Origin of the sequence: Streptomyces sp. NPDC097595, from assembly GCF_044761525.1 — a bacterium.
GTDB classification, from domain to species: Bacteria; Actinomycetota; Actinomycetes; order Streptomycetales; family Streptomycetaceae; genus Streptomyces; species Streptomyces drozdowiczii_A.
The window spans coordinates 370,726-390,093 of record NZ_JBIWCN010000005.1; the positions used below are offsets into that span (position 1 = coordinate 370,726).

Annotated in this window: 9 protein-coding genes; 2 read left to right on the top strand and 7 right to left on the bottom strand. The window is 73.4% G+C overall.

What is annotated here, in order from left to right; genetic code table 11:
- The first annotated feature begins 60 nt into the window (after nt 1-60).
- Nucleotides 61-903 carry an acetylglutamate kinase gene (gene argB, locus ACIQZN_RS11090; RefSeq protein ID WP_403990643.1) on the top strand — a complete coding sequence of 281 codons (843 nt, stop codon included), beginning with the start codon at nt 61-63 and terminating at the stop codon, nt 901-903.
- 55 nt (nt 904-958) lie between these two features.
- On the opposite strand, the gene ACIQZN_RS11095 is transcribed toward argB, so the two are convergent.
- Both ACIQZN_RS11095 and ACIQZN_RS11100 read right to left on the bottom strand, forming a co-directional pair.
- Nucleotides 959-1,465 carry a GNAT family N-acetyltransferase gene (locus ACIQZN_RS11095; RefSeq protein ID WP_403990646.1) on the bottom strand — a complete coding sequence of 169 codons (507 nt, stop codon included), beginning with the start codon at nt 1,463-1,465 and terminating at the stop codon, nt 959-961.
- 5 nt (nt 1,466-1,470) lie between these two features.
- Nucleotides 1,471-1,683 carry an MbtH family protein gene (locus tag ACIQZN_RS11100; RefSeq protein WP_018102801.1) on the bottom strand — a complete coding sequence of 71 codons (213 nt, stop codon included), beginning with the start codon at nt 1,681-1,683 and terminating at the stop codon, nt 1,471-1,473.
- A gap of 103 nt (nt 1,684-1,786) precedes the next feature.
- On the opposite strand from ACIQZN_RS11100, the gene ACIQZN_RS11105 reads away from it, so the two are divergent.
- Nucleotides 1,787-2,908 carry an alpha/beta hydrolase-fold protein gene (locus tag ACIQZN_RS11105; protein WP_403990649.1) on the top strand — a complete coding sequence of 374 codons (1,122 nt, stop codon included), beginning with the start codon at nt 1,787-1,789 and terminating at the stop codon, nt 2,906-2,908.
- A 1-nt stretch (nt 2,909) separates the two neighbouring features.
- On the opposite strand, the gene ACIQZN_RS11110 is transcribed toward ACIQZN_RS11105, so the two are convergent.
- From ACIQZN_RS11110 to ACIQZN_RS11130, 5 genes are all read right to left on the bottom strand, one after another.
- Nucleotides 2,910-4,610, bottom strand: coding sequence for an ABC transporter ATP-binding protein (locus tag ACIQZN_RS11110; RefSeq protein WP_403990652.1), 1,701 nt, complete (start codon nt 4,608-4,610; stop codon nt 2,910-2,912).
- The gene (locus ACIQZN_RS11115) at nt 4,597-15,495 is read right to left on the bottom strand and encodes an amino acid adenylation domain-containing protein (RefSeq protein ID WP_403990655.1); all 10,899 of its coding nucleotides are present in this window, start codon (nt 15,493-15,495) and stop codon (nt 4,597-4,599) included. Before ACIQZN_RS11115 ends, ACIQZN_RS11110 begins: the two co-directional genes overlap by 14 nt.
- A 57-nt stretch (nt 15,496-15,552) precedes the next feature.
- The gene (locus ACIQZN_RS11120; protein WP_403990658.1) at nt 15,553-17,325 is read right to left on the bottom strand and encodes an ABC transporter ATP-binding protein; all 1,773 of its coding nucleotides are present in this window, start codon (nt 17,323-17,325) and stop codon (nt 15,553-15,555) included.
- Nucleotides 17,322-18,380 carry an iron-siderophore ABC transporter substrate-binding protein gene (locus ACIQZN_RS11125; protein WP_403990661.1) on the bottom strand — a complete coding sequence of 353 codons (1,059 nt, stop codon included), beginning with the start codon at nt 18,378-18,380 and terminating at the stop codon, nt 17,322-17,324. The genes ACIQZN_RS11120 and ACIQZN_RS11125 overlap by 4 nt, the downstream gene beginning before the upstream one ends.
- Before the next feature lie 113 nt (nt 18,381-18,493).
- On the bottom strand, nt 18,494-19,336 hold the full coding sequence (locus tag ACIQZN_RS11130) for an ABC transporter ATP-binding protein (protein ID WP_403990664.1): 843 nt from the start codon (nt 19,334-19,336) through the stop codon (nt 18,494-18,496).
- Nucleotides 19,337-19,368: the final 32 nt, after the last annotated feature.

Below are 19,368 nucleotides of genomic sequence, written 5' to 3' on the forward strand. Positions count from 1 at the left end.
CCTCCACCGGCGGGCCTCTTCTTGACCAACACCGAGCCAATTAAGGTTAGGCTAAGCTAAATGGAAGAGGATTCGGGACCGGTCGTCGTCATCAAGTTCGGCGGCAACGCCATGGTCGACGCACAGCTGCAACAGACCTTCGCCCAGGACGTCGTGGAGCTGCGGCACGCGGGCCTGCGCCCGGTCGTCGTGCACGGCGGCGGCCCTCAGATCAGCGCCATGCTCGACCGCCTCGGCCTGGAGAGCCGCTTCGAGGCGGGGCTGCGGGTGACCACCGCGGAGACCATGGAGGTCGTCCGCATGGTGCTGTCCGGCCGGGTCCAGCGCGAGCTGGTGGGCCACATCAACAGCCATGGGCCGTACGCCGTGGGCATGACCGGCGAGGACGCGCACACGATGACGGCCGTGCGGCGGCCCGCCTGGGTGGACGGCGCACCGGTGGACATCGGCCAGGTCGGGGACGTCGTGGAGGTCAACCCCGGCATGGTGCGGGCCCTCCTGACACAGGGTCATATACCGGTGGTCTCACCGGTGGCCCGGGGCGCGGACGGGCAGGTCTACAACGTCAACGCGGATCTCGCCGCCTCCGCCCTGGCCGTGGCGCTCGGCGCGGAGCGGCTGGTGGTCCTGACGGATGTGGCGGGGCTGTACGCGGACTGGCCGGCGAGCACCGAGGTGATCGGGCGCCTGACGGCGGACGCCCTGGACGGGCTGCTGCCGGGCCTGGCGAGCGGGATGCTGCCGAAGATGGAGGGCTGCCTGCGGGCGGTACGGGGCGGGGTCGCCCGTGCGGACGTACTGGACGGCCGGGTGCCGCACGCGGTGCTGCGGAGCGTCCTCGACGGGGACGGCGCGGGGACCACGGTGGTGCCGGACGAGGACCACGCGGTGAGTCCGGTCTGACATGCGGGGGGGGGAAGGGCGCCGGGCCGGGCTCACGTGCGGCCCGGCGCCCGGTTCAGAGGGCGCGGGAGAGGATCAGCGCGTTGCGCCGGGGGTCCAGGGATTCGACCCAATCGCGCGGCGCCCGACGGGCCGCCGCGGGCGCGAAGCCGTACCGGCGGAACAGCCTGCCGTCCCCGGTGGTCGCGGTGAACAGGGCGCCGAGCGCCTGGGTGCGTCCCAGGGCCAGCGCGGTCCGCAGGAGGGCGCCCCCGACTCCGCGCCCCTGCCGGTGCCCGGCCACGCAGAAGTTGTACAGGACGCCCGCGTGGGACCCCTCCCCCTCGTACACCCGCAGGCCCGCACAGCCCTCGATCCGGCCGTCGGACCCGACGGCCACGACGAATTCGGCGGCGCGTGACGCGTAGAGGGAGTCGGGGCGTTCGCGCAGGGCGCCCGAGCGGGCGAACGGCCGGGACAGCTCGGCGAGCGCGGCGGCGTCGCCGGACCCGGCGGTCCGCACGCGCGGCGCCCGCCCGAGCGACGGGGGCAGGGGTACGGGGCGCGGCGCGGCCGTGGCCACGGGCGTCAGGCGTCCATCGACGCGGCGAGCGAACGGGGCCGCAGATCCGTCCAGTTGGCCTCGACGTACTCCAGGCACGCCTCGCGCGTGTTCTCCTCGAAGGCGACCGTCCAGCCGCCCGGCACCTCGGCGAAGGACGGCCACAGGGAGTGCTGACCCTCGTCGTTCACCAGGACCAGGAAACGGCCTTCGGGGTCGTCGAACGGGTTGGTGCTCATGCGGGCAGTGCCTCCTCATCAAGGACAAACAAGCTTAGGTTAGGCTCGCCTAACCAATCGTGAGCTTAGCCTTTTCCTTTCCCTCTGCACAAGGAGACCCCTCATGCCCTCCGGTGATCGCACGGATCAGGTCGTGGCCGCCACCGGCAGCCCCTTCGCCGATTTCGGGCTGCCCGGCGAACCCGGCACCGAGGCGTTCTGGGCGGCGGCCAGGACGCCCGCCTCGCGGCCCGGTGAGGGCGGCGGCTGGATGACCCTGTTCCTCTGGCGCGGCGGCCCCGCCGACCTGGCTTTCGAGAGCTGGTCGCGGGAGCCGCTGCCGCTGCGCCGGTGGGGTGTCACGGACTGCTGGTACGCGGAGGTGGAGATGCCCGAGCGGCTGCGGGTGACCTACCGCTTCATCACGGACGAGGGGGCGCACGCCGACCCGTTCAACCCGTCCGCCGCCGGGGGCGACCGCTCGATCGCGGCCACCCCGGACGCCCCGGCGCAGCCGTACTGGCCCCTCGTCGGCGCGGACGACGTCCTGCCCGTGCCCGGCACCCGGCTGCGCTGGGCGTCCGCGCGGCTCGGCGGGCGCCGCACGGTGCGCGTGCACCCGGTGGCCGGCGGCGGGCCCGTGGTGCTGCTGCTCGACGGGGACGACTGGCTGTATCTGCACCCGGCCATGACCGCGTTCGAGGCGGCGGTCGCGGACGGAGCACTGCCTCCGGTCACCCTGGTCTTCCTGCCGGCCAAGGACCGGGTGGGCGAGTTCGCGTGCCGGCCGGAGCTGTGGGAGGCGGTCCGGGACGAACTGCTGCCCCTGGTCGCGGAGTCCGGTGTGCCCGCCGACCCGGGCACGCTGGTGGTCGCGGGGCAGAGCCTGGGCGGGCTCAGCGCGCTCTACGCCGCCCTGGAGTTCCCGGACCTGGTGTCGCGGGTCGCCTGCCAGTCCGGGTCGTTCTGGTGGGCCCCCGACTGCGCGGACCGTACGGACCTGCTGGACGGCCCGGTCGGCGGCGCCCTGGCCGAACGGCTCCGGAAGCAGCCCGGTCTGTCGGGCCTGCGGATCGCGTTCGACCTGGGGGAGCACGAGACGCGGATGCTGCCGCACTGCACGGCGGTCGAGGCGCTGACCGAGCAGGCGGGCGCGACCGTACGCGTGTCGCGGTCCCCCTCGGGTCACGACCGCGCCGGCTGGCGGCACGCGCTGCTGAGGGACGTCGGCTGGGCGCTCGGCTGAGTCACCGCGCCACGGCCAGGCAGTACGCCTCGTCCTGGGACAGCAGGTTGCGGTGGGTGTCCTCGGCCGTGATGACGCCGTCGTCCAGGACGAGGACCCGGTCGGCGGCGTCCAGGACGGCCGGGCTGCTGGTGACGACCACGGTGGTCCGGCCCCGGCGCAGCTTCGCGATGTTGCGGGCGATGAGCTGTTCGGTGACCGCGTCGACGGCCGTGGTCGGGTTGTGGAGCACCAGGATCTCCGCGTCGGCGGCCAGGGCGCGGGCCAGTGAGAGCCGCTGGCGCTGGCCCCCGGAGAGGTTGGCGCCCCGGTCGCGGATGGGGTAGTCGAGGCCCTCGCGGTGGAGGGCGACCACATCGGTCAGCATGGACGCCTCGACGGCCTCGGGGAGCATGGTGCTGGTGCCCGACGGGTCGATGTTCGTACGGAGGGTGCCCGCGAAGATCTCCCCGTCGTACGGGTTCACCAGCAGGTGTTCCCGGACCGCCTCGGCCGACAGCTCCGCGAGGTCCCGTCCGCCGATCCGTACCGCTCCCCCGTAGGCCTGCGGAGGCACCGCCAGGGCGAGGACCGCCGCGAAGTCGGCCGCGGCGCGCGGCTGGTAGGCGGCGACGGCCACGAACTCCCCCGCCGCCACCTCGAACTTCAGGCCGCGCAGCACGCCGTGGCGGAGGCCGTCGATCTCCAGCGTTCCCCCCGTCGTCGGGCTCCCCGTCCCCGGCGTGGTGACGGGGGGCGCGGAGAGCACCAGGGCCATGCGCTCGGCCGAGGCGCGCGCCATCATCACGTACTTGGGCATCTCCGAGAACAGCTTCAGGGGTTCCATGATGAACTGCGCCAGGCCCACCGCCATGACGAGTTCCCCGATGTTGATGTGCCCGGCGAAGGCCAGGTAGCCGGCCGTGAGGGTGACGGCGGTGGCGAGGCCCGCGTTGAGGGCCAGGGCCGTGCCCGCGTACACCCCGTTGACCCGGGCGACGGTGACCGACTGCTCCTTGGCCTCGGTGCTGACCCGGCGGTAGGAGCCGAAGGCGGCGTGGTTTCCGCCGAAGCCGTGCAGCGGGCGCAGACCGGTGATCAGGTCGGCGACCTTGGCACCGGCGCGCGCGACCCGGGCCTGCTGCTCCTGCGTACTGGCGCCGATCCGCCGGGACATCACGCTCAGCACGGACAGGATCGCCACCGTGCCGACGATCACGAGCAGCCCGAGCCGTATGTCGGCGAGCCCGAGCGCGACGGCGGCGACCAGGACCGCGACCATCGAGCTGACCAGCAGCGGCACCACCTCGATGATGTCGGCGGTCTGGTCGGCGTCCTCGGTGGCGATGGTCAGCACCTCGCCGGACTTCAGGTCCACGTCCCGGGCCACCGGCTGGAGTCCGCAGGCCGCGACCCGCACCCGCCACCGGTGCGCCTCGGTCGTGTTGGCCTTCTGGAGGGTGCGCATCCCGAACCGCCAGGACAGCGAGACGGTCGTGATGATCACGGCCAGCGCGCCGATCGACAGGCCGAGCGCGCCGGCGCTGCGGTGTTGCAGGGTGTGTTCGACGATCAGGCCGAGCGCGATCGGGAACGCGGTCTCCCCGGCCTGGTAGAGGCCCATGAGGACGGTGCCCCAGGCCATGGCGCCGAGGTTGCGCCGCAGGGCGGTGCGCAGGATGGCGGCGCCGTGGCGGGGCCGGGGGGTGTCAGGAGTGTTCATCGAGGTGGCCGGCAATCGCTTCGGGGGTTCGCAGGGTGAGCAGGTCGCGGATGGTGATCACTGGACCGTACTCCCGCCGGAGCAGCCCGGTCAGCCGGACCGCCAGCATGGAGTGTCCGCCGAGGGAGACGAAGTCGCTGACCGCGCTCACCTCGTCGTCGTCCAGGTCGAGTGCTTCGGCGAAGAACTCGCACACCGTGATCTCGGTGTCGGTCTCAGGTGCGCGCTCCCCCGCCCCGGCCAGGACGCCGAGCGGCTTGGGCTCGGGCAGGGCCTTGGTGTCGGCCTTGCCGTTCACGGTGAGCGGGATGCCGTCCACCTCGGCGTAGTGGGAGGGGCGCAGGAAGTCCGGTAGTCCGGCGCCCACTTCGGCGGCGATGGCGGCCAGATCGGCGCCGTCGAGCACGAGGTAGGCGGCCAGCCGGTACGCACCGTCGACCTGGGGGTCGGGCTGGGCGACGGCCGCGGCGAACCGGACCGCCGGGTGCGCGGCGAACGCGGCCTCCACCTCGCCGAGTTCGACGCGGTGGCCCCGGATCTTGACCTGCTGGTCGGTGCGGCCGAGGTAGGCGAGGTTTCCGTCGGGCCGCCGGACGACGAGGTCACCGGTGCGGTACATGCGCTCGCCGGGCGCGCCGAACGGGCAGGCGACGAAGCGGTGGGAGGTCTGGCCGGGCTGCCCGAGGTAGCCGCGCGCGATGCCGATGCCGGCCACGTACAGCTCGCCCGGGACCCCGTCGGGCAGCGGTCGCAGCCACGGGTCCAGGACGTACACCTCGGTGTTGTCGATGGCCACACCGACGACCGGGTCCTGGCATTCGAAGGTGCCGACGCCGAGGGTGTTGATGGTGTATTCGGTGGGCCCGTAGAGGTTGTAGCCGACCGTGCCCTCCGTGTCCGCGAGCCGCTGCCACAGGCCCGGGGTGACGGCCTCGCCGCCGAGCAGCACCAGGGCGGGCCGCCGCCCGGGGGTGTCGAGCAGCCCCTCGGCGACCAGTTGCTGCGCGTAGGTCGGGGTCACGTTGATGACGTCGATGCCGTGGTCGAGGCAGTAGGCGACGAGCCGGGGCGCGTCGCGGCGCAGTTCCTCGTCGCAGATGTGCACCTCGTGCCCGTCGGCGAGCCAGAGCAGCTCCTCCCACGACATGTCGAAGGCGAACGACACGGTGTGCGCGATCCGGAAGGTGCGGTGGCCGTGCTCCGCCAGGACGGGTTCGAAGATCCGGCGCTGGTGGTTGACGAGCATGTTGGTGAGCCCGGCGTACTCGGTCACCACCCCCTTGGGCCGGCCGGTGGAGCCGGAGGTGTAGATCGTGTACGCGGGGTGCCGCAGCCGGTCCGGGTCGCCGGGCGCGAAGGTGGTGTACGGCGCGGCGGCGGGCAACGGGCGGTCCAGCTCGATCAGTTCGCCGGTGAGGCGGGGTGCGACGGCGCTCACGGTGAGGGTCACCTCGGGCCGGGCGTCCGCGACGATCGTCGCGATCCGCTCGTCGGGGTGGTCCAGTTCCAGCGGTACGTAAGCGGCTCCGGTGCGCAGCACGGCGAAGAGCGCCACGATCGAGTCGAGCGAGCGCGGTACGGCGATGCCCACCGCCTTCTCCGGTCCGATGCCCCGGGCGGCGAGCACCCCGGCCACCTCGCGGCTGCGGTCCCGGAGCTGCCCGAAGGTCATGGCCGCACCATCGGCGACGAGGGCGACGCGGTCGGGGTGGCGGTCGGCCGCCCGGTCGAAGCGGTCCACGACGGTGTCCGTGCCGACGTCCGTACGCGCGGCCGGTTCGGGCGCCCGCTCCGGGCCGGGCAGGGCGCCGAGCGGGCCGGTGGCCCGGGCCAGGTCCTCAAGGAGCCGCACGTAGCCGTCGAGGAGGCGGCGGGCGGCGGCGGGGTCGTCGTCGCGGTGCTCCAGCTTGACGGTGAGCCGGTCGCCGGGGGTGACGACCCAGGTGTACGGGTAGTGCGTCGAGTCGTCGGCGCGCACCGAGGTGATGCCGTGCCGGGCGTTGATCCCGGCGAGGGCGTCCAGGTCCAGGAAGTTCTGGAGGACGAAGAGGTTGTCGAACAGGGTGTCGTGGCCGCTGGCGCGCTGGATCTCGCCGAGTCCCAGGTGCTCGTGGTCCATGGCCTCGACCCGGGCGGCCTGGACGGTGTCGAGGTACTCCCCCACCGTGTCCTGCGGCCGGGCGCGGGTCCACATGGGCACGGTGTTGAGCAGGACGCCGACGATGCCGGCCAGGCCCTCGCCCTCGCGCCCGGAGACGGTCACCCCGAACACGGCGTCGGCGCGGCCGGTGTGCGCCCCGAGCAGCAGGCCGAACGCACCGGTGAGCACGGTGTTGAGGGTGACGCCGTGCGCCCTGGCGGCGTCGCGCAGCAGCTCGGACAGCTCGGCGGACAGGGTGTGCAGGAGGGCGTGCGGCAGCTCGTCGGTGCGGGGCGGCCGGGGCCCGGCGAGCAGCGTCGGCCCGGTGAGGCCGCTCAGGTGCTCCGCCCAGAAGCGCTCCGACACGGCGGGGTCCTTGGCGGCCAGCGTGCGGGCGTAGTCCTCGAAGCCGGGCGTACGGGGTGTGGCGTCGGTCAGCGGTTCGCCCGCGACGAGGGTCGCGTAGGCGTCGAAGAGGTCCCGCAGCAGGATCTCCCGGGACCAGCCGTCCCACAGCAGCAGGTGGTAGCTGAGCAGCAGCCCGTCGCGGCCGTCGGGCAGGCGGAACACGGTGAGCCGGATCAGCGGCGGCTCGCCGGGGTCGAAGCCGGTGTCGCGGTCCCGGGCGCGCAGGGCGTCGGCCTCCGCCTCGGACTCCACGTCGACCGTGCGGACGCCGACGCGCGTTCCGGCCCGCAGGATCTGGACCGGGTCGCCGTCGTCGTCGGTGGTGAAGCCCGCGCCGACGACCGGGTGCCGGGCGATGACGTACGCCATCGCGTTGGCCAGGGCGTCGGTGTCGAGGCGCCGGTCGAAGGTGAAGTGGCTCTGGGCGACGTAGTGCCCGGTCGCGCCGGTCAGCTGGGCCTGGAAGTACAGGCCGCGCTGGAGCGGGGTGACCGGTGCGGTGCGCTCGGCGGTCGCCGCGGTGTCCGCGAGGCGTTCCAGGGCCGCGCGCCAGTGGCCGGTGAGCTCGTCGGGGACGCCTTCGGCGAGGACGAACTCGGCGTGCAGGCAGCCGGTGGAGGCGTCGGTCCAGGCGTTGACCTCGACGGCGTACGGGCTGTCGCCCTCGCCGCCGGTGATGCGCGGGACGTCGGACTCGCCGCCCCGGCCGAGGTAGTTGAAGAGCACCTGCGGGCGGGCGGTCAGCAGGGGCGCGGTCTGCGGGTTGAGGTACCGGAGCCGGCCGTAGGCGACGTGCCCGTGCTCGTCGGGCTGGCGCGCCACGACTTCGCGGGCGGCGGCCACGGGGTCGGTGTGCGGGCCGAGCCGTACGGGCGCGATGGAGGTGAACCAGCCGACGGTACGGGTGTAGTCGTGGTGGTCCAGGGCGGGGACCCGGCCGTGGCGCTCCAGGTCGACCGCGAGATCGGTGGGCTCCGGCTGGACGCGGGTCAGGGCGGTGCGCAGGGCGCCGCAGAGCAGTTCGGTGAGGCCGATGCCGAGCGCGGCGGGCGCGGTGCGCGTGACCCGGTCGCTGGCCTCGGGGCCGAGGACCACGGTCGTCTCGCGCAGCTCCCCCGCGTCGGGCAGCGCGGCGGGGGCGTCGAGCACCGTGATCCAGTCGCCCAGGTCCTCGGTGGTGTGCGCGGCCCGGGCGGTGAGCGCGTCGGCGTACTCGGCGTAGGAGGTGGTCGGGGGCGGCAGGGGGTCGCCGCGCAGGGCGGTCGCCAGGTCGTCCAGGACGATCAGCCAGGACACCGTGTCGACGGCGAGGTGGTGCGCGGTGACGACGAGGGTCCGGGTGGCGGCCAGCCAGGTGAACGCGACGACCTCGCCGGTCTCCGGGTTCAGGTGGGCGGCGGCCGCGTTGGCGGCGAGGGCCGGGTCACCGAAGTCCGCGTGGACGAGGGAGACCTCGCGGGCGGGCTCGACGCGCGGGGTCCAGACGCCGTGCGTGGTGTCCAGGCTCATCCGCAGGGCCGGGTGGGCGGCCACGACGGCGTTCGCGGCGCGCTCGATGTCGGCGGGGGTGACCCCCTCGGCCGTGACCATCGTCCGCGCCTGGGCGAACCCGTCGAGGGTGCCGCCGAGTTCGCGTCGGCGCAGGATGACCGGCGTCGGCGCGAAGGGCCCGTGGTCGCGGCGTTCCCGCTCGGGCGCGGCGGCCTGCGGGGCCTGCGGGCGCAGTTCCGCCGCGAGGGCGCGCGGGGTCTTGCGCAGGAAGACGTCCCGGGGTGCGATGGCCAGACCGAGCGCCCGGGCCCGGTTGATGACGGTGATCGCGAGGATGCTGTCGCCGCCCGCCATGAAGAAGTCGGTGTCCTCGTGGACGGCGGTGCCGGGCAGTACCTCCGCGAAGATCGCGGTCAGCGCGGCGAGCGAGGAGTCGGCCTCGGGGGCGGGGAGGGGCTCCGGCTCCGTGACGGCCTGGGCGGTCAGCGCCTTGCGGTCGAGTTTGCCGTTGACCGTGAGCGGCAGCGCGTCGACCGTGCGGACCCGGCCGGGCACCATGTGCACCGGCAGCTTCGCGGCGAGCAGCGCGCCGAGGTCACCGGGCACCCGGCCCACGACATGCGCGATGAGCTGGTCGCCCTCGGCCGACGGGGTGACGGCCACGTCGACCACTCCGTCCAGCTCCCGGACCGCCGCCTCGACCTCGCCGAGCTCGATCCGGAACCCCTTGAGCTGCACCTGGTCGTCGGCGCGTCCGGCGAACTCCAGCTCGCCGTCGAGCGTGCGGCGGGCCAGGTCGCCCGTGTGGTACATCCGGGAGCCGTCGTCCGCGAAGGGGTCGGCGACGAAGCGTCCGGCGGTGAGGCCGGGCCGGCCGAGGTAGCCGAGGGACACCTGGTCGCCGGCCACGTAGATCGCGCCGACCCTGCCGGGCGGGACCGGGCGGAGCCGGTCGTCCAGCAGATAGGTGGTCAGCCCGGGGACCGGGCCGCCGATCGGGCTGACGTCGGCGCCGAGGTCCTCGTCGGTGAGGACCCGGTGGGTGACGTGGACGGTGGTCTCGGTGATCCCGTACATGTTGACCAGCTCGGGCGAGCCGGTGCCGTACCGCTCCACCCAGCCGCGCAGCCGTACGGGGTCCAGCGCCTCGCCGCCGAAGATGATCCGGCGCAGCGCGGTGGCCCGTTCCCCGGCGTGCCGGTCGGCCTCGATGAACTGGTAGAAGGCCGAGGGGGTCTGGTTGAGCACGGTCACCCCGCGCTCGCGCACCAGCCGGTGGAAGTCGACCGGGGAGCGGGTCAGCCCGTAGTCCGGGACCAGCAGCTCCCCACCGTGGGCCAGGGCGCCCCACAGCTCCCAGACGGCGAAGTCGAAGGAGTACGAGTGGAATTGCACCCATACGTCGTCGGGTCCGAAGTCCATGTCGGCGCGGGTGTTCGCGAGCAGGGCGGCCACGCTGCGGTGCGGGACGACGACGCCCTTGGGGCGGCCGGTCGATCCCGAGGTGTAGATGACGTACGCGGGGTCGTGCGGGGCGGGGCCCGTGGCCACCGGTGCCTCGCCGAGGACGGGTTCCTCGCCGAGGACGAGCACCCGGGCCGGGACGCCCGCCCGCTCCAGGAGTCCGGCGAAGCGCTCGCGCTCGTCGGGGCCCACCAGGACGGCCTGCGGGGCGGCGTCGCCGAGGATGTACTCCAGCCGCTCGTCGGGGTACGCCTGGTCGAGCGGTACGTAGGCACCGCCCGCCGAGACGATGGCGATCAGGGCGGTGACCTGCTCCAGCGAGCGCGGTACGGCGACGGCGACGCGCAGCCCGGGCCGGACTCCGGCGGCGCGCAGCCCGGGCCGGACTCCGGCGGCGCGCAGGGTCGCCGCCAACCGGTCCTTGGCGGCGGCGAGTTCGCCGTAGGTCAGCGAGTCGGTGGTGCCGTCGAGACCGCACCGGGTGACGGCGGTGGCCGCCGGGTGGCGCCGGGCGGCGGCGTCGAACAGGGCGTCCAGCGTCGTGGGGGCGGGGGCTTCCGGGCGCGCGGTGTCCTCGGCCGCCAGCTCCCGGACCGGGGTGCCGGGCCGGGTGAGGAGCCCGGTGAGGGTGCGGGTGAAGGTGTCCAGGACGCGCCGGGCCGCCGGCTCCCGCAGGAGGGCACCGTCGTGGATCAGGTTGAAGCGGGGGCGGCCGTCGGGGGCGCGCTCCACGACCAGGGTCAGCGGGTAGTGCGGGGCGCCCTCGTTGACGATGCCGGCGACGACCAGCTCGTCGTCGGGACCGCGCAGGGCGGCCACATCGGTGGCGACGTCGAACACCACCAGGGTGTCGAACCGGGCGGCGGCACCGGCGAGCCGGCCGATCCGCGCCAGGGAGACGTGCTGGTGCGCCAGGACGGCGCTCTGGTGATCGCGTACGGAGGCGAGCAGGTCACCGGCGGTGCTGGAGGCGGCCCAACGGGCCCGTACCGGGATGGTGTTGATGAGGAGGCCCACCATGTCCTCGACGCCGGGCACATCGGCGTCGCGGCCCGAGACGGTGGAGCCGAACACCACGTCCTCGCGGTGCAGCAGGCCGCCCAGCGTCACCGCCCAGGCGCTGTGCACGGCCACACTCAGGGGCACCCCGGCCTCGCGGGCGGCGGTGTCGATGTCGTGGGCGGGCTCGACGGCCGTGTCGGCGAACGTGTCGGACGGGGCGTGGCCCTCGGCGACCAGGGAGGGGCCGGGCAGTCCGGCGAGCTGCTCGCCCCAGACCCGGTCGCTCTCCTCGTCGTCGCGCCCGGCGAGCAGGCGTACGTAGTCGGGGAAGCCGCCCGCCCGGTAGGCCGCGCCGGGCCGGTGGTACTCGGCGAGCAGCGCGCGGAGCATCGGCGGTACGGACCAGCCGTCGGCGACGATGTGGTGCACGGTCTGTACGAGCACGGTACGGCCGGGGCCGCCCCGGACGAGGGTGTACCGCATGAGCGGACCCGTGGCCAGGTCGAACCCGGCGCGGCGGTCGCGCTCGGCGAGGTCGCGGATCTCCTCGTCGGTGATGCCGGGCCGGTCCAGGACCGTGAAGGGGGCCTCGGTGCCGCTCTCCAGGACGGAGACGACGCGGCCGTCGGCGAGGGCCGTGAAGCGTGCGGCCAGGTTCGGGTAGAGGGCGAGCAGCCGGGTGGCGGCCGCCGCGAGGCGTCCGGGGTCCACCTCGCCCTCCAGGGTGAGGAGTTGCTGTTCGACGTAGCTCCCGGCCGACTCGTCGTCGTACACCGAGTGGAAGTACAGGCCCTCCTGGAGCGGGGTCAGCGGCAGGATGTCCCGCAGGGCCGGTCCGTCGAGTGCGTCGACGTCGGCCTGGGTGAGCGGGAGCGGTGCGAAGTCGCTGGGCGAGTGGCCGCCGCCGTCGAGCGCGGCCAGGGCGGTCAGGGCGTCCTGGACGTACCCGCCGAGGGTGTCGATGTCCTCGTCGGTGAACAGGCCCTCGGGCCAGGAGACGGTGGTGGCGAGGCCGTACGCGCCGCTCGCGTCGGGTTCCGCGATGGCGTTGAACTCCAGGGCGCGCGGCAGCCGCATGCGCGGGTCGCGCTTCTCGCCCAGCTGCCCGGTGGTGCCGGCGAGCTGCCAGTCCCCGCCGGTGCCCGCGTCGAACCGGCCCAGGTAGTTGAACAGCACCTGCGGCGCGGGCGACGCCCCGAGGGTGCCGTGCAGGTGGCGCAGGATGCCGTACGAGAGGCCGTTGCGCGGTACGCGGGCGAGGTCTTCCTTCACCGCCTTGAGGGCGGCGGCGAGGTCGGCCCCCGGGCCGGGGTCCACGGTCACGGGGAAGAGGGTGGTGAACCAGCCCACGGTGCGGGACAGGTCGGGCTCGAATCCGGCGGTGTCCGCGACCGCCCGGCCCTCGCGGCCGTGGCCTTCGAGTTCGATGTGCGCGAAGGTCTGGTCCTGGCCGAGGTCGCGCCGCCACCGGGCGAGGGCGACGGCGAGACCGGTGAGCAGGACGTCGTTGACGCCCGCGTGGAACCTGGCGGGGATCTCGCCCAGCAGGGCGGAGGTGGTGGCGGGGGCGAGCGTGAAGGTCCGCTGCCGCTCGCGGGCGACCGTGTCGTCCTCGGACAGGGGGCGGCGGCCCAGCGGTGCGTCCGGGCCGGGCAGGGGGCGCGTGTAGTGGTCGCGGTCGGCGGCGAAGGCGGTGCGGCCGAGGAGTTCGGCCCAGCGGCGGAACGAGGTGCCCTCGTGGGGAAGTTCGACCGGGGCGCCGGAGACGGACCGCTGCCAGGCGGTGGCCAGGTCCTCGGTCAGGACGCGCCAGGAGACGCCGTCGACGACCACGTGGTGGGCGACCAGGACCAGTTGGCGGGCCTCGCGGCGCCAGACGGCGCGCAGCATCACGCCGTGGTCCGGGTCGAGTCCGGCGGTGGCGCGGGCGACGCAGGCGTCGAGGGGTTCGCCGCTCTCCTCCCAGGCGGCGACGGCGTCGTCCGCGCCGGGTATGTCGAAGCTCCAGTGTTCGCCGCGTACCAGCCGGGCGCGCAGCATGTCGTGCCGGCGGACGACGGCGGTGAGGAGGCCGTCCAGCGCCGCGGCGGTCAGGTCCGCCGGGGTGTTCACCACCACGGACTGCACGAATCCGTCGATCGCGTCGGTGGTCTCGCCGAGCCACCGCACGATGGGCGTGCCCGGGACGGGTCCGGTCGGCTCGTCGTCGTCCCGGGCGGTGGCGACGTCCTCGCGGCTCGCGACCGCCGCGAGTTCGCCGAGGACGCTGTGGGTGAAGATCTGGCGGGCGGTGACATGGAGGCCGGCCCTGCGCAACGTGCTCAGCAGGGAGATCGCCAGGATGCTGTCGCCGCCGAGGCGGAAGAAGTCCTGGTCGGTGCCGGCCTCGTCCAGCCGCAGCACCTCCGCGACCGCCGCGCACACGGTGCGCTCGTCGTCGGTGGCGGGCGCGGTCACCGGGCCACCGGTGAGCACCGGTTCGGGCAGCGCGGCCCGGTCGGTCTTGCCGTTCGCGGTGAGCGGGAAGGCGTCCAGGACGACGGTGTGGGCGGGCACCATGTACTCCACCAGGTGCGCCTCGGCCCAGGCCCGGACATCCTCCGGGGTCAGCTCCTCGTGTCCGGCGGCGGGGATCACGTACGCCACCAGATAGGTCCCGCCCGCCGTGTTCTTCCGGGCGACGACGCAGGTGTGCCGTACGCGGGGGTGCTCGGCGAGCCCCGCCTCCACGTCCTCGATCTCCAGCCGCATGCCGCGGATCTTGATCTGGTTGTCGGCGCGGCCGAGGAAGTCCAGCGAGCCGTCCGGGGCGAACCGGGCGAGGTCACCGGTCCGGTAGAGCCGGGAGCCTTCCCGGGCGAAGGGGTCGGCCACGAAGCGGGAGGCGGTGAGTCCGGGCGCGTTGACGTAGCCGCGCCCCAACAGGAGCCCGCCCGCGTAGAGTTCGCCGCCGACACCGACGGGGACCGGGCGCAGCTCGTCGTCCAGCACATAGAGCCGGGTGTTGGGATTCGCCTTGCCGATGGAGGTGGACAGGCGCTCGGCCTCGCCCCGGTAGATGACGTGCGAGACGCCGATCGTCGTCTCGGCGGGGCCGTAGCCGTGGTACAGCGGGATGCCGAGGCGGGCGCGGAACCGCTCGTACAGCTCGGGGGTCAGCAGCTCGCCGCCGCACCACACATGGCGCAGGCTGTCGAGCCGGCCGGAGTCACCGGTCATCTCAAGGAGTACGTCGAGCATGGAGGAGACCAGGTAGGTGAAGGTGACCCGGTGCTCGGCGATGACGTCCAGCAGATGGTGCGGGTCGCGTTCGCCGCCCGGCCGGAGGACCACCAGCCGGGCGCCGGTGACCAGCGGCAGGAATATCTCGTTGATGGAGATGTCGAAGGAGAGCGGGGCCTTGAACAGCGAGGCGTCGTCGTGGCCGAAGCCGAGGATCTCCCGGGACTGCCACAACAGGCGTTCGCTGATGGCCTCGTGGCGGATCATCGCGCCCTTGGGCCGGCCGGTCGAGCCGGAGGTGAAGATCACATAGGCGAGGGACTCCCCCGCGACGGCCACGGCGGGCGGGTCGGCGGGGTGTGCGGCGAAGGCCCAGTCGTCCAGGTCGACGCCCACGGCCTCCGGTTCGCCCGGCGTCTGCTCGCCCGAGCCGTTGAGCTGGAGCGCGATCCTGGCGTCCTCGGCGACGACGGAGCGCCGGGCTGCGGGCCACAGCGGGTCGAGCGGGACGAACGCGCACCCGGCCTGGACCACGCCGAGCAGGGCGATGACCATCTCGGCGGAGCGGCCGAGGGATATCCCGACGACCTGCTCGGCGGTGAGGCCGCGCCCGACGAGGTGGTTTGCCAACTGAGCGCTGAGCTCGGCCGCCTGGCGGTACGTCAGGGAGCGGTGTTCGTCCACGAGGGCGACGGCGTCCGGCCGCAGCCGCGCCTGCTCGCGGAACAGCTCCACGATCGTGGGGCGGTCCCGGTCCGCGCGCGTGTCGTTCCAGCGCGCCAGCTCCTCGATACGGGTGGCGGGCCCCGAGGGGGCGATGGTGCCGAGCGGCCGGTCGGGGAAGTCGGCGAGGTCGTCCAGGGCGAGCTGCGCGTCGTCCCGTTCCACATCCTCGGGAAGGGCGATGGCGAGGCCGTCCGCTCCGGTCTCCCAGCCGGCCGGAGCCGTACCGCCGTTGTCGGCCCAGGCGAGCACGTCGGCGAAGAGCGTGGCGGGAGTCAGGTCGATTCCCTCCGGGCTCCGGCCGCTCGCCCAGTACGCCAGGCCGATGGCGCACGCTTCGGTGAGGGTCCGGTCCTCGCGGTCGCCGGTCCGCCGGCGCAGTTCGGCCAGCCCCCGGGGAGAAAGCCGTACGTGGTGACCGCTCGGTTCCGACATCGAGGACTCCGCTTCTCTCCGAGATATTTAGCTGAGCCTAACCTAACTAAGCACGGCCTAACTTCCTTCTCGCCACGCCCTCCACAGACGGGCGTAACGGCCGCCGAGGGCGACCAGCTCCTGGTGGGAGCCCTGTTCCACCACCCGCCCGGCGTCCAGGACGGCGATACGGTCCGCCGCCATCGCCTGGGTCAGCCGGTGTGCGACGAACAGCGTGGTGCGGCCCGCACAGGCCGCCAGCACCGCGCGTTCCAGCTCCGCGGCGCCCTCGCTGCCCGCCTCGGCGGTGGACTCGTCCAGCACCACGACGGGCGACCGGGCCAGCACCAGGCGGGCCAGGGCGATCTGGGCCACCTTGGTGACGTCCAAACGCTCACCGCCCTCGCCGACCGCGGTACGCAGCCCTTCGGGAAGCGCCTCCACCCAGTCGGCGGCGCCGACCGTCCGCAGGGCGTCCAGAAGTTGGGCCTCGCTCGCCGCGGGCGCGGACAGCCGGAGATCGTCGGCGAGGGGGCCGGAGAACACATGGGTCTCCTGGGTGAGGATGCTCACCAGGGCCCGCGCGCCCGCCTCGTCCACCTTCGCCAGATCGGTGGTCCCGATGCGCACCGACCCCGACTGCGGGGTGCCGATGCCGGCGATCAGCGCGGCCAGGGTCGACTTGCCGGCGCCGGTGGCGCCCACCAGGGCGAGGGAGCCGCCGGCCGGAATGGTGAGGCTGACCTCGCGCAGGACCGGCTCCTCCGAGCCGGGGTAGCCATACGTCAGCCCCTCCACCACCACCTGATACGGCACCTTCTGAGCGGGCGTCACCTCGGGATCGCCCACCAGCCGCTCCTCGGCGTCCTCCCCCAGGACCCCGACCAGCCGGGTCAGGCTCGCGCCCGACTTCTGCGCCTCGTCGAACGTGAACATGATCGCGCCGAGCGGGGTGAACAGCCGGTGGAACATCAGCGGGGCGGCCGCGACCTCGCCGAGGGTGGCCGCGTCGCCCTCCAGCAGGGCGTACCCGACCAGGAGGATGAGGACGAGGCCGATGAACTCGGCGCGGTTCTCCCGGCCGACGAACCGGCCGAAGAACCGGAACACCTCGACGCCCAGGTCGCGTACCCGCCAGGACTCGGTGGTGACCTTCTCGCGGAACGCGCCCTCCAGCCGGTACGCCCGGACCGTGTCGATCCCGTTGAGGCCGCTGATCAACGCCTGGGCGCGGTCGGCCTGGGCGGCGCGCTGCTTGCGGTAGAGCGGGGCGGAGCGCGGCAGATACCAGCGCAGCGCCAGTGCGTACGCCGGCAGCGCACCGGCGCCCGCGAGCCCGAGCCGCCAGTCCAGGCCGAACATGCCGACGGTGGCGATGGCGACGAGCACGCCCGCCGAGAACACGGTGGGGATCGCGCTGCGGATGCCCCGGGAGAGCACGGCGACGTCGTCGCCCACCCGGGAGAGCACATCGCCCCGGCCGACCTGCTCCAGCCGGGTGCTCGGCATGCCCAGCACCGCACGGACGGCGCCTTCCCGCAGGGTCGCGAGCAGGTCGGCGCCGAGCCGTCCGATCAGATACGTGGATGCCGCGGTGGCCGCCGCGCCGAGCAGCGCGGCGGCCACCATCAACGCCCCGACCCGGACCAGTACCGTGCGCGACTCGCCGTCCACCACCCCGTCGACCACCTGGCCGAGCAGCAGCACGGGGAGCACCTGGAGTGCCGCCCCCGCCACGGTGGTGAGGAGCGTCGCGGCCGTCAGCCACGGCACCGCGCGGCAGTGGGCGAGGAGCCAGCGGGTGGCCTCACCGCCCGTCGCCGTGCGCAGGGTGGGGGCGGCGAGCGTCACTTGGCGGCCGCCGCCTTCACGAGCTCGTCCACCGCGTACGGCATGGACAGCAGCGTGCCCTGGGAGATGGCGGCACCGACCGCCGGGCCCTCACTGTCGAGGAGGTAGGTGACCCGGCCCTCCTTGAACACCTTGAGGTTGCTGAAGAGTTCGGACTTCTTCAGGGCGTCCGTGTCGGCCTTGTCGTTGATGACGAAGACCCGGTCGACGTCCACGAGGTCCATGCGTTCCGGGGAGAGCTTGGTGTAGAACTTGCCGCCGGCGATCTTGTCGATCTCGGTGTCGCCCTGGTAGCCGATGCCGGTCAGCAGCCGGCCGCGTACGTCGGTGGTGGTGAACGGCGCCACCGAGTTGTCGTACCAGGACAGGGAGACGGCGGTCTGCTTCGCGAACTCGGGGTGCGCCTTCTTGGCGGCGTCCAGCTGCTCCTGGATACCGGCCACCATCTCCTTGCCCTCCTTCTCCTTGCCGAGGGCCTTGGCGATGTGCACCGCGTTGTCCTGCCACGGGGCGCTGAAGGGCTCCTTCTCGCCCTTGGTGCGGGCGACCGTGGGGGCGATCTTCGACAGCTTGTCGTAGGCGGCCTGGTCGATCTCGGAGTAGACGGCGACGATCAGGTCGGGGCGCAGGCCCGCGATCTTCTCGTAGTTGGGGCCGGAGTCACCGTTCTTCATGATGACCTCGGGACGGGTGTCCCCCCACTTGTCCTTGGTCCAGGGCCACTGGGTGTTGATGTCGGGGGTCTTGCCCTCGGGGTTCGGGTACTGGTCGACCATGCCGACCGGCTTGATGCCGAAGGCCAGGATGTCCTGGTCGTCGGTGTAGCCGACGGAGACCACCCGCTTCGGGGCCTTGGTGATCTTCGTGGACCCGAAGGCGTGCTCCACGGTGACAGGGAAGGCGCCGTCCGCCGAGGCCGCCGGGGCCTTGTCGGCCGCCTTGTCCTCGGAGTCGGAGCCGCAGCCCGCGAGGAGGCCGATACCGAGGGCAGCCGCGGTGACGACCGCCGCGAGCCGCCGCCGCGACCTGGTGGGCGTGGTTCTGTCGAGGAGCATCCGAATCCCTTGCTTTCACACTGTCATTTGGGCCCTTCGTAAGGGCAGCCAAACCTTATCCCGACCGAGTGAGGCCAGCCTAGCCTTACTCGGGCACTTCCTTGAACCTGAAACTACTTCAGGCGTACGTGGGTACGGCCGATGGGCACGATGAGCGGCCGGTCACCGACCGGGTCGTCGATCACCAGGGCCCGCAGCCCGAACGCCTCCTCCAGCAGCTCGGCGGTGATCACGTCGCGGGGGTGGCCCTGCGCCAGGACCGAACCCTCCCGCATCACCACGAGGTTGTCGCTGTAGCGGGTGGCCAGGTTGAGGTCGTGCAGGACCATCACCACCGTGCACCCGGACTCGTGCAGGTCGTCCACCAGGTCGAGCACGTCGACCGCGTGCGCCAGGTCCAGATAGGTGGTGGGTTCGTCCAGCAGCAGCAGATCGGTGCCCTGAGCCAGGGTCATCGATATCCACACTCGCTGGCGCTGCCCCCCGGACAGCGAGTCGACGGGCCGGTCCGCGAGATCGGCGACCCCGGTCAGCGCGAGCGCGCGCCGTACGATGTCGGCGTCGTCCGAGGACCACTGCCGCAGCCAGCTCTGGTGCGGGTGGCGCCCCCGGGCGACCAGGTCCGAGACCGTCAGCCCCTCGGGCGCCACGGGCGCCTGGGGCAGCAGGCCGAGTTTCTTCGCCACGTCCCTGGTGCGGAGCGAGGCGATGTCCTCGCCGTCCAGCACGACGGCGCCGCCGGCCGGCTTCAGCAGCCGGGTCAGGGTGCGCAGCAGGGTCGATTTGCCGCAGCCGTTGGGCCCGATGATGGTGGTGACCACTCCGGACGGGATCTCGACGTCGAGGCCGTCGATGACGGTCCGGCCGCCGTAGCCGACCCTGATGCCCCTGGCGGCGAGCCGGGGGGCGTCGCCGCCCGGTGCCTTGGTTTCCGTGGTGGTGAGATGCGCGGCCACTGGCCCCCCTCTGCTCGGGTTGTCCGAATCGT

What these genes read in the sequence shown, in the direction of transcription:
- argB (WP_403990643.1), top strand. Translation starts at nt 61, where the DNA reads ATGGAAGAGGATTCGGGACCGGTCGTCGTCATCAAGTTCGGCGGCAAC.
- ACIQZN_RS11100 (WP_018102801.1), bottom strand. Translation starts at nt 1,683, where the DNA reads ATGAGCACCAACCCGTTCGACGACCCCGAAGGCCGTTTCCTGGTCCTG.
- ACIQZN_RS11105 (WP_403990649.1), top strand. Translation starts at nt 1,787, where the DNA reads ATGCCCTCCGGTGATCGCACGGATCAGGTCGTGGCCGCCACCGGCAGC.
- ACIQZN_RS11110 (WP_403990652.1), bottom strand. Translation starts at nt 4,610, where the DNA reads ATGAACACTCCTGACACCCCCCGGCCCCGCCACGGCGCCGCCATCCTG.
- ACIQZN_RS11115 (WP_403990655.1), bottom strand. Translation starts at nt 15,495, where the DNA reads ATGTCGGAACCGAGCGGTCACCACGTACGGCTTTCTCCCCGGGGGCTG.
- ACIQZN_RS11125 (WP_403990661.1), bottom strand. Translation starts at nt 18,380, where the DNA reads ATGCTCCTCGACAGAACCACGCCCACCAGGTCGCGGCGGCGGCTCGCG.